A 10,873-nucleotide genomic window follows, 5' to 3' on the forward strand; every position below is an offset into this window, starting at 1 on the left:
GACGGGGTTCAGTCCGCCGGGTTTGGTTATTTCTGCAGTTTCTCGTGATGCCTGATGACTTCACTGATGATGAAGGTCAGGAATTTCTTGGCGAATTCCGGGTCGAGGTTGGCTTCCTCGGCCAGTCTCTCCAGCCGGTCGATCTGCCGCGCCTCGCGCGCCGGATCGGACGGGGGAAGATCGTGCGCGGCCTTGAGCTTGCCCACGGCCTGCGTGTGCTTGAACCGCTCGGCCAGCGTATAGACCAGGATGGCATCGAGCCGGTCGATCGACTGGCGATGCTCTTTCAGCACTTCGGCGGCGCGGGTGGTGGCGTCGTTCATGCAGTCCTCGCTGGCGGGTGGCGGAAAATGCGGCTCTTGCCGTAAACCTCATGGGTGAACGCGCCCTCAAGGGTGCAGCCCATGCGGCGGGCCAAGGCTTCGGAGCGGGTGTTGCCATCGACGATCAGGCTGATCGCCGTGGTCCAGCCGAGCGTCTCATAGGCCCAGGCCCGCGCCGCCGCCGCCGCCTCGAACGCCACGCCCTTGCCCTCGGCCTCGGGCGCCCAGACCGACCAGCCGATTTCCGGCTCGGGCCAGCCTTCGGGGAACCACGGGCCGGACATGCCAAGGGCTGCGTCGGTCGCCTTGTCGGCGATGATGAACATCGAATAGCCGCGCAGCACCCAATGGCCGGTCAGATGGCCAAAGGCCCGCCACGCCTGCACCCGCGGCACGGTGCCGCCGACAAAGGCGGCGCGCGGCGATTGCAGGAAGGCGGCGAAGGGCTCGAAATCCGACGCCTTCGGCCCGCGCAGGCGCAACCGTTCCGTTTCCAGAACGGGCACTCCGACCAGCGCAGGCGCGACGGATTGAGTCATTTCTTCTTCATCAGCCCCGACAGACCCGAGGGCAGGCCCATCCCGCGCGGCATGCCGGGGAAACCGCCGCCCATGCCCATGCCCTCTTTCATGCCCTTGGCCGCCGCTTCCAGCTCGGCCGGGCTCATCTTGGACATGTCGGGCATGCCACCGCCGGCTCCCTTGCCCATCATCTGCTTGATGGCCTGTTTCATCATGCCACCCTTGCCCATCTTCTTCATCATCTCGGCCATCTGCTTGTGCTGCTTCAGAAGCTTGTTCAGCTCCGAAACCTCAAGCCCTGCCCCCGCCGCGATGCGCTTCTTGCGGCTGGCGGCCAGAAGGTCTGGGTTGGCGCGTTCCTTCTTGGTCATCGAGTTGATGAGCGCGATCTGGTGCTTCAGCATCTTGTCGTTGAAGCCGGCCTCCTCGGCCTTCTTGGCCATACCGCCCATGCCGGGCAGCATCCCCATCAGCCCCTGCATGCCGCCCATCTTCAGCATCTGATCCAGCTGGCTGCGCATGTCGTTCATGTTGAACAGACCCTTGGCGAACCGCTTGGCCATGCGCTCGGCCTGCTCGGCCTCAAACGTCTCGCGCGCCTTTTCGACAAGGGCCACGATGTCGCCCATGCCAAGGATGCGGCCCGCGACGCGCTCGGCCTCGAAGGTCTCGAGCGCGTCCATCTTTTCGCCCAGACCGACAAAGCGGATCGGCTTGCCGGTCACGGCGCGCATCGACAGCGCCGCGCCGCCGCGGCCGTCGCCGTCCATCCGGGTCAGGACGACGCCGGAAATCCCGACCTTGCCGTCGAACTCGGTCGCCACGTTCACCGCGTCCTGACCGGTCAGGCCGTCGACCACCAGCAGCGTCTCGCGCGGCTGGGCGATGTCGCGCACCGCCTGAACCTCGTCCATCAGCACTTCGTCGATGTGCAGACGGCCGGCGGTATCGAGGAACACCACGTCATAGCCGCCAAGGGTCGCTTGCGTTTTCGCCCGCTTGGCGATCTGCACCGCGGTTTCGCCCTTGACGATCGGCAGGCTGTCAACACCCACCTGCCCCGCCAGAATGGCCAATTGCTCCATCGCGGCCGGGCGGTTGGTGTCCAGCGACGCCAGAAGCACCTTCTTGCCGTTCTTGTCCTTCAGGCGCTTGGCCAGCTTGGCCGTGGTTGTCGTCTTGCCCGAGCCCTGCAAGCCGACCATCAGGATGGCCGAGGGCGGGTTGTCTATCTTGAGCGCATCCGGCTCGCCCTCGCCGGCCAGCACATGCACCAGCTCGTCATGGACGATCTTCACCACCTGCTGACCCGGCGTGACCGACTTCGTCACCGCCTGCCCCGTGGCCTTGGCCTTCACCGCCTTGATGAAATCCCGCGCCACGGCCAGCGAAACGTCGGCCTCCAGCAGCGCGGTGCGCACCTCGCGCAGCGCGGCGTCGACATCGGCCTCGGACAGCGCGCCGGCCTTGGTCAGCCGGTCAAAGACGGACCCAAGGCGTTCGGAAAGGCTCTCAAACATCGGCGCACCTCATCATGCGATTTTGCCCCATATGGGACGGCGGACAGGGTTCCCCAAGCCCAAAGCGCAACGGCACCTGCGGGCGCAACGCGCTGGCAGGTGGCGATCCTTCGCAATGGGCAAAGGACCGGAAGCATGAGCCTCCGGGAAATTCAGGGGCGCGGATACGCCGAAAGCGCAGGGGAGTCAAGGCGGGGCAAGGCGGCGGACCGTCGGCGGGAGGGGGCACACGGCCCGCGACCGATCTGCGACAGGCATCACCCGATCAATGCCTTGGAAACAATCTGCAGGTTCCGCGCGAAATGGCAATCACGCGGCTGGCGAAACCCGGCGAAATCTGGGCGGAAGGGGCTGGCTCCACATTTTCGCCATATTTCCCGACAATTTTTCTTCGCCCCACCCCGCCATGTCCACGATTGGGCCAGATTGAGCAGGCCTCCTGTCGGGTGACGCTGCTGTCACCTGGGGAACGATATGTCTACGAGTGCTCATGAGCAATTGATGATCGAACTCATCAATCGGGCTCGCCTTGATCCTGCCGCCGAGGCGGCGCGGCTGGGCATTGATCTGAACGAAGGCCTTGATGGAATCCGCATTTCGACAAGCTCTTACCAACCTCTTGCCCTGAATGCCCACCTGACCGAAGCCGCCGATTCTCACAGCGCCTGGATGCTGGAGACCGAGACCATCAGCCACACCGGGGCGGAAGGCTCTGACACCGGGGACCGGATTCTGGCGACAGGGCTTGATATCGAGGACAGCGGCACATGGAGCGAGAACATCTCGTTCCGGGCGTCAAGCGGCACGCTGGACCAGACGTCGGCCATCATCGCCCAGCACCGAAGCCTGTTTGACAGCGCGCTGCACCGGCTGAACATGTTCCGCGCGGCGGCAAGCGAAGTTGGCATCGGGCAGGCCACGGGCGATTTCGACGGCTACGATGCCTCGCTCATCACCCAGAACTTCGTCAGCAACAAGTTGACCGCCTTCCTGACAGGGGTGGCCTATGTCGACCGCGATGGCGACGATTTCTATTCGGTCGGGGAAGGCCGGGGCGGGATTGACCTGCATGTCGCCGGATCAAGCGGCGTGACCGCCTCGGCGGGTGGCTATGCGATCGCGGTGGGTGCGACCGGCTTTCAGACGATCCGCGCCGAAACCGCCGCGGGCACGTTGAACATGAAGGTCAACTTCAAGGGGGAAAACATCAAGCTCGACCTGATCGGCAACAAGGCCGTCGCGGCCTCGGGCGATCTGACGCTGCTGTCCGGCCTGACCTCGGGCAAGCTGCTTGGCACCAACAACCTGTATCTCACCGGCAATACCGTCGCCAACACGCTTGAGGGCAATTCGGGGGACAACAAGGTGTTTGGCGGCGGCGGGTCGGACCGGATCGCGGGCGAAGGCGGCAATGATCTGCTGCGCGGCGAGGACGGCGAAGACCGGATCACCGGCGGCGCCGGGCAGGACAGCATGTGGGGCGGGCTGGGGGATGACACCATCTTCGGCGGCGACGGGGCGGATGTCCTGCGCGGCGGTGTCGGCTTCGACATTGCAGATTATGGCCAGTCCACCGCCGGGGTCGACGTGTCGCTTGCCCGCGGCACCGGCTTTTATGGTGCGGCGCAGGGAGACCAGCTCTACGGCATCGACGGCGTCGTCGGCTCAGATTTCAAGGACGTGCTGACCGGCAACGACGGGAGAAATCTTCTTGTCGGCGGCGGCGGTGGCGACATCCTGATCGGGCTCGGAGGGGGGGACACGTTGCTGGGCGGCGACGGCGACGACCGGTTCGAAAGCGGGCAGGGCGGCGACGTCATCCGGGGGGGCGCGGGGTATGACCTTGTCGACTACACTGACGCCGCCGGGGGCGTGATCGTCTATCTGGACGGCCGCAGCGCAACGGGCGGCTACGCGGCGGGCGACCAGATCCAGCAGGTCGAAGGCGTCATCGGCTCTGACTTTGCCGACCGGCTTTATGGCGATGCGGCGGACAACTGGCTGGAGGGTGGCTGGGGATCGGACCAGATGCAGGGCGGCGGCGGGGCCGACACCTTTGTCTTCGGCTTCAACTCGGGCCATGACACGATCCTGGATTTCGACACCGGCGCGGACCTGCTGAAGATCTCGTCCGAGCAGCTTGGCGCGGGCGGTCTGGCCGACATCCTGATCACCGAAAAGCACGGCGATACGGTGCTGACGCTTGCGGATGGCTCGACCATCACCCTTCTCGACGTGGCCAGCGCCGGCGACCTGTCGAGCTACATCCAGATCATCTGAAACGGCGATGCCGCCCTGAACCCCGGGGCGGCATCGCTTGCCTTGTCCGGCTTGCGTCGGCTCAGAATGTGGCGACGATGTTCAGGAAGGCGCCTTCCTTGCCGCCCTCGATCTCGCGCAGATCGCTGGAGACCTTGCCCCACTGATATCCGACCCCGGCCTTCACATTGTTGCCGAAGTACCGCCAGACCCCAAGCACCGCCGCCTTTTCGGTCACGCCGGTCTCATGGAACCGCATCACGCGGGCCTCGGCGGAAATGTCCCAGTTGTGGACCATGTGATAATCCATCCGCAGCACGCCAAGCGTCGCCGTACTGTCGGTGAACGCCGACGCACCACGATCGGCCACCTTTGCCTTGCGATAACCCAGCTTGCCGCCGATCGTCACTTCCTGCGTCACGTCGTAATTGGCGTCGATCGACAGGATATGCGACTTCTGGCGCGGGCCGTTCAGGTTGCCTTCGAAGTTGACCTGATCCGGGCCGGGCAGATCGTAAAGGTAGGTATAGCGGGCCAGAAGGTTCAGCCGGTCATTGTCCACCGGGCGATAGGCCAGACCGAGATTGGCCTCGATATAGCGGCCATCACGCAGCGAGGTCTGATCCGACGATGAAACCAGCGCGTCGATATTGGCAAGGAAGCGGGTCGCGTCGTTGATCTGCATCCGCGCATAGCCCGAAAGACCCCAGGTCTTGCGGTTCAGCGCCGGGTTGGACGTCGAGGTTTCGCGGCGGAATTCGCCCTTCACCCCGGCCTGAAGCCGCTCGCCCTCGGCATAATGCACCCCCATCGTCAGGCCCCGGCGCTTGAAAACGCCGGTCGAGGGATCTTCGGACTCGCCGTAGAACACGCTGCCGTCATAGGTCCACTGGTCGTTCGGCGTGAAGGTGACACCATAGGCGCTGGCCAGCGACGGGGTGTCGCCCTTGCGGTCCAGCGTGTTTTCGGCGCGCAGGGTGACGCTGTCGCTGATCCGCGACTGGCCGCCAACCACCCAGACCCCGCCATCGTCACCGGGGAAGCCCGTGCCGTCGAACCGGCGCATCGGGTCCAGCCGATAGCCCATGTGCAGGCTGGTCGCCGCGTTCGGCTCATAGGTCACCAAGGCATGACCAGCCCCGCCCAGCGATCCGTCGGAAATCTCGCCGTCGAAGGTGATCTGTTCGGTCAGCCGCGCCTTGACGCCAAAGCCGACACGGTTGTTCTTCGGCAGGCCGCCGGTAACATCTAGCGTGGCCTGACCGAAGACCCAGGCGCTCAGGTCTTCGTCGCGGGTATAGGTCAGCCGGACCGCGGCATCGGTGCGGGTGCCGTTGTAGCGGGGCGCGGCGCTCGGGTCGAAGCGGTCGGTATGCGCCACTTCGGCTTCGGCCTGCCACTGGTCGTTGATGTCGTAGATCACGCCGAGCCGGCCATCCTCACGATCCTCGGCCGCCCCGCGCCGCAACTTTTCGACCCCGAAGGTCAGGCGGGCCGACGGGTTCAGCACCAGTTCGCCCTCCAGACCGGCGGCCTTCTGGTCCTGCGCGATGTTGTAATCCGGCGAGATGAAGCCCCGCTCCTTCTCGTCGTAATAGGCCAGCACATAGCCCTCGGCCCGGCCGTTGGTGATCTCGGCCAGATCGGCGCGGCCTTCGACCCGCACAGACTGTGCCGGACGGCCGACCATGCCGGCGGTGGGATCGGTCAGGTAATCCAGACCGCCGTTCAGCGACTGGTCGAACCCGAAGCCCGGCCCCTTGCTGCGGGCGTATTCCGCCGAAAGATAGGTCTTGTCGCTGCGCCGCATCAGCATGTCGACGCCAACGAGGTCGTTGTCGGCCAGCCCGGTGGATTCACGCTGCGCGCTGGCGCCGAGCCGCAGGCTGTCGTTCACCCAGCCCTCGACGCGCAGCCCGGCCGAGGTGCCGTCGACATTGCCGACCGTCGGCACATATTCATATTGCGCCACGAGATCGAGATCATAGTCCCCCAGCGGCCGGTCGCTCACCACCCCCGACGTGGCGGCAGTCGAGAGCGGCTGCGCCAGGATCACGACGCCCTGGAAGTAGTTGATCTCGTAATCCTGCCCCTCCACCAGACGGCGGGTCTGCACCACCAGCCCGGTGACCGGATCGCGCATCTGGATGTAAAGCGTCGCCGTGCCGGTCAGGATGTCCTGACGGCGCAGGAAATAGGTGGTGCCGCCGGTGCCGCGCAGCACGTCGCGCTGTGCCAGACGATCGGGCTGCGCCGCATAGGCCGAGACCCGCAGCCGCGGTTCGCCATGGGCGGTCTGGCCGACGCTTTCATGCACGCCCTGCAGGCCATACAGCGTCCGGTCGCTGCGGATCAGGCTGGTGCCGTCATCCGCATTCTTGAAATCCCCCCAGAGCAGATGGGAATTGTCCTTCTGCACCTTGAGATACAATTTGCCCGAGGTCGGCGCATCCTCGATGATCGTGGAGTCGTCGCCGAAGGTCGGGTAGACATCGTTGTCCTGGATCCGGCGCAGGACGCTGGACGGTTCCTTGGCCCCCAGATCGTTGAAGATGTTGTCCAGCTCCTGCTCACGCGTGTCGATCGCCGCAGTGACCGTGACGCCATTGGCCATGGTGCCCTTGGCATAGCCGGCGACGCGGCCAAGCTCATAGGTTTCGCCGTCGCTCTTGCCGACGGTCAGGTCAACCATGGCGAAGTAGAACCAGTCCTCTTGCGGAATCTCGACCGGGCGGCTGAAGTCCCGCCCGCCGACGCCGACGCGCACCTGTTGCAGACCGGGCGGCAGGATGCGCTGAGTCACGAAGGCGCCGCCCGCATCCACAGGAACCGCCTCGCCCATCACCATCACAGTCGAGCCGGCGGGAACATTGTCGGCCGAAATCGTCACTGCGCCGCCATTCACCGGGATGGAGCGCCGACGGGTCATGTCCTCGCCCTCGCCTGCGGCGATGATCGACCCGTCCAGAACCGGGCTGGCCAGGCGCTGGCTCGACCGCGAGATCGGCAGAAACACCGTTTCGTCATAGCGCCCGACGCTGTCATAGACCCGCAGCGAGTAGGCCATGTCGGCGGTGCCATCGGCCGGAACATTCCACGCCGCCGTGCCGTTCGGCGACACCGGCAGAACGGCGATCACCCGGCCCGGGTCGCGCCGGTCCACGATGCGGACTTCGGACTTGGCGATATAGGCGGGATAGTTGCTGGAAGACCGGAACACCACGCTGTCCCCCGCCGCATAGCTGCGCCGCAGGTCATTGGTGGAAACCGCCAGCCGCTGCTTCGCGCCCAGCCGGTCGAAGGTCACCGAGACACCGGCCGCGGCCAGCGTCTCGTCGATGGTGCGCAGGTCGTTGGCGACCCGGACAGGCGCCCCGGCAATGATCTTCGCCGGACCACCCGAACCCGGGGCGTCAATGATGATCGAGTAGCCCTGTTCCCCCAGAGGACCGCTGGCGACATCGCCCTCGGTATTGGCCCCCGCGGGCATGGACACCACCGTCCCCGCGCTGGAGTGAACACAGCCTTCCGGCAGGCGACCGTCCACCAGGGCACAGCCTTCCACCGGGGTCAGCGGCGGCACGGCCAGCCCGCCGTCCTGCGACAGACCTTGCCCTGCGGCCAGCGCGATCGCCATGGCGCTTGTGAAGGCCAGACGGCGGCGAAGCGCCGTTCCAGCCGACCAGAAACTGGCCCCGGCAGAGGGTTCAGACACCTTGCGATAGTTCACTTTCGGCATGGCAATAATCCTCGATCCTCAATACTCACAGGCCATATCACTTCATGGTCTTTTCTACCACTAGCTTGTATCGCCCGTTCCCACGCCAGTAGTTGCGTAGCACCTTCTCGACCGCGGTCATCCGCTGCCGGGCGACAGCGCGGCTTTCGCCCGCCATCTGATAGGTGATGCGCACCGCCGAGGGCGTGTCCAGGATGGCCGCGACCGTCCGGCTGATGGCCTTGACGAAATCGTCCTTCGGCGCGTTGGAGCCGGGAACGAAGGCATTGTCAGCCACAAGGATGCGCACGACGCGGGTGATCGACACCCCGAAGTTGACCTCGGTCATCTTGCCCGCCGTCAGGCGCACGACCCGCGGATTTTCGGTGGTCAACCGATAGCCCGAGGGCAGCGACCGGGTGTCCAGTTTCAGAGCATAGTTCGAGCCGATGTCGCGCGGCAGGTCAGCACAGGGCACATGGAAGCGGCCGTGCTGGTCGGTGGTGATGAGTTCACCCCGCAGCGTGACCACCCGCGCCCCGGCAATGCCGGTTTCGCCCTTGTTCTGGTAACCGTCCTGGTTCCTGTCGTCGAACACCTTGCCGATGACCGTGCCGCAGTCGAACACCGGTTCCGCCTGCACCGTCACATTCGCCGAGGCTTGCTGGAACGGCCGCACGATATTGGCGAAGTTGGTGTAGGTGCCGGGCTTGACCCCGCCAGTGACCAGCGACGACAGCTCGATCGTCGCCGTCGCGCCGGGGGCGATCACCACTCCGCTGAAGGTGACATGCGATCCGGTCACGCTGGGCGTCACAGCACTGCCGTTCACCGTCGCCGAACCGTCCTGGAACACGAAGCCCGCGGGAAGCCGGTCGACGACCCTGATGGTGCGCGTCGTGGTCAGGTTGTTGTTGGTCACCTCGATGCGCCACGGCACCAGCTCACCCTGCCGCACGTTCACCCGCAACGAGGTCTTCTCGATCGTGTAGTCGGGCTGCTCGGCCGGGTTGGTCTGGTCGATGATGACAGCCGTCACCGCATCGTCGGACTGCGGGCCGGTTTCGGCCGTGTCGAAGCTCGCGGTATTCACGATGCTGAGCCGCCCGCGTTCGCGCATTTCCGCCGTGACTTCGACCGTCGCCTGATAAATCCAGGTTTCGCCGGCATCGAACACACCATCGCTGTCGGCATCGCCAGAGGCCAGTGTCGGACCGCTCGTCAGGCTGAGCGGAATGTCCCCGGAGGTGCTTTGCTGGATCAGCACATCCGTCAGGACCGGCGAAGTCAGGCCGACATTGCCGGTATTGGCCACTGTGATCGTATAGCCAAGCATCTGGCCGGTCACGTCCACCTCGTCGTCATCCGCGACCTTGCTGATGGTGAATTGCGGCGCAGCCGTCACCGTCGTCACCGCATCATCGCTTTGTGGCGACACGCCAGTGGCCGCAAAGCTCGCCGTGTTCACGATATCCGCGCCGGCGTCGATCATCGCCTGATCCACAGCATGGCTCGCCGTCCACACCGCCGAGCCGCCGACCGGGATCGACACCCCCGTCAAGGCCGGGCTGGAACCGCTGAACACCACCGGCAGGCTGTCGGTCAGAGTGCCCCCGGTCAGCGTCGTGCTGCCGGTATTGGTCACCGTGATCGTATAGGTCAGCGTGCCGGGGGCCGAAAGCGCGGAGGTGTCGACGTCCTTCACAATGCTGAACGAAGACGACGCCGCGACACCGACCACCGCCACCGCACTTTGTGGCTCCAGACCAGCGGGAGCGAAGGTCGCGGTGTTCACGATATCCTCGCCCGCGTCGATCATCTCCTGCGTGATGGCATAGGTTGCTGTCCAGGTGACACTGCCGCCCACCGGGATCGAGACTGCTTCGCGCTCGGGGGCGTCGCCGTCAAAGACCACTGGCAGGTTGTCGGTCAGAACGCCGTTCACCAGCGAGGTGTTGCCGGTATTGGTGACGGTGATGGTATAGCTCACCGTTCCTGCCTCGGTCACAACCTCCTGATCCACCGTCTTCTCGATGGAGAAGCCCGGGGTCTGGCTGATCGTCGTCGTGGCGTCGTCGGATTGGGCATCCGCTTCCGCCGGGTCGAAGCTCGCCGTGTTCGCGATATCCGCGCCGGAGTCGATCATCGCCTGATCGACCGCATAGCTCGCCGTCCAGGTCTCGCTGCCGCCGACCGGGATCGAGATCCCGCTCACCGCCGCGCCGCCGAAGTCGACCGGCAGGCTGTCGCTCAGCGCGCCCTCCGTCAGCGTCACGTTGCCGGTGTTCGCCACCGTGATCGTATAGGTCAGCGTGCCGGGCGCCGAAAGCGTCGCGGTATCTACGTCCTTCACGATGGAGAAGCCCGGGGTCTGGCTGATCGTCGTCGTGGCGTCGTCGGACTGCGCATCCGCTTCCGCCGGGTCGAAGCTCGCCGTGTTCGCGATATCCGCGCCGGAGTCGATCATCGCCTGATCGACCGCATAGCTCGCCGTCCAGGTCTCGCTGCCGCCGACCGGGATCGAGATCCCGC

The 10,873-nt window shown here is 65.3% G+C and carries 6 protein-coding genes; 1 reads left to right on the plus strand and 5 read right to left on the minus strand.

What is annotated here, in order from left to right:
- Positions 1 to 26: 26 nt before the first annotated feature.
- The 3 genes from G4Z14_RS09725 to ffh are packed head-to-tail and all read right to left on the minus strand — an operon-like array spanning position 27 to position 2,364.
- Positions 27 to 323 carry a chorismate mutase gene (locus G4Z14_RS09725; protein ID WP_164625150.1) on the minus strand — a complete coding sequence of 99 codons (297 nt, stop codon included), beginning with the start codon at positions 321 to 323 and terminating at the stop codon, positions 27 to 29.
- The gene (locus G4Z14_RS09730) at positions 320 to 862 is read right to left on the minus strand and encodes a GNAT family N-acetyltransferase (protein ID WP_164625152.1); all 543 of its coding nucleotides are present in this window, start codon (positions 860 to 862) and stop codon (positions 320 to 322) included. The genes G4Z14_RS09725 and G4Z14_RS09730 overlap by 4 nt, the downstream gene beginning before the upstream one ends.
- Positions 859 to 2,364 carry a signal recognition particle protein gene (gene ffh / locus G4Z14_RS09735; RefSeq protein ID WP_164625153.1) on the minus strand — a complete coding sequence of 502 codons (1,506 nt, stop codon included), beginning with the start codon at positions 2,362 to 2,364 and terminating at the stop codon, positions 859 to 861. Before ffh ends, G4Z14_RS09730 begins: the two co-directional genes overlap by 4 nt.
- 501 nt (positions 2,365 to 2,865) lie before the next feature.
- On the opposite strand from ffh, the gene G4Z14_RS09740 reads away from it, so the two are divergent.
- Positions 2,866 to 4,644 (plus strand): CAP domain-containing protein, encoded by a 1,779-nt coding sequence (locus G4Z14_RS09740; protein WP_164625155.1) that lies wholly within the window; start codon positions 2,866 to 2,868, stop codon positions 4,642 to 4,644.
- Between the two features lie 61 nt (positions 4,645 to 4,705).
- Here the strand turns inward: G4Z14_RS09740 and G4Z14_RS09745 are convergent, their stop codons facing one another.
- Together G4Z14_RS09745 and G4Z14_RS09750 are read right to left on the minus strand one after the other, a co-directional pair.
- Positions 4,706 to 8,362: a hypothetical protein gene (locus tag G4Z14_RS09745; RefSeq protein ID WP_164625159.1), complete on the minus strand. Its 3,657-nt coding sequence runs from the start codon at positions 8,360 to 8,362 to the stop codon at positions 4,706 to 4,708.
- 37 nt (positions 8,363 to 8,399) lie between these two features.
- Positions 8,400 to 10,873: COG1470 family protein (locus tag G4Z14_RS09750; protein ID WP_164625161.1), on the minus strand; the 2,474-nt coding region annotated here is incomplete at its 5' end.

It is taken from the genome of Tabrizicola oligotrophica (assembly GCF_011008935.1).
Classification (GTDB): domain Bacteria; phylum Pseudomonadota; class Alphaproteobacteria; order Rhodobacterales; family Rhodobacteraceae; genus Tabrizicola_A; species Tabrizicola_A oligotrophica.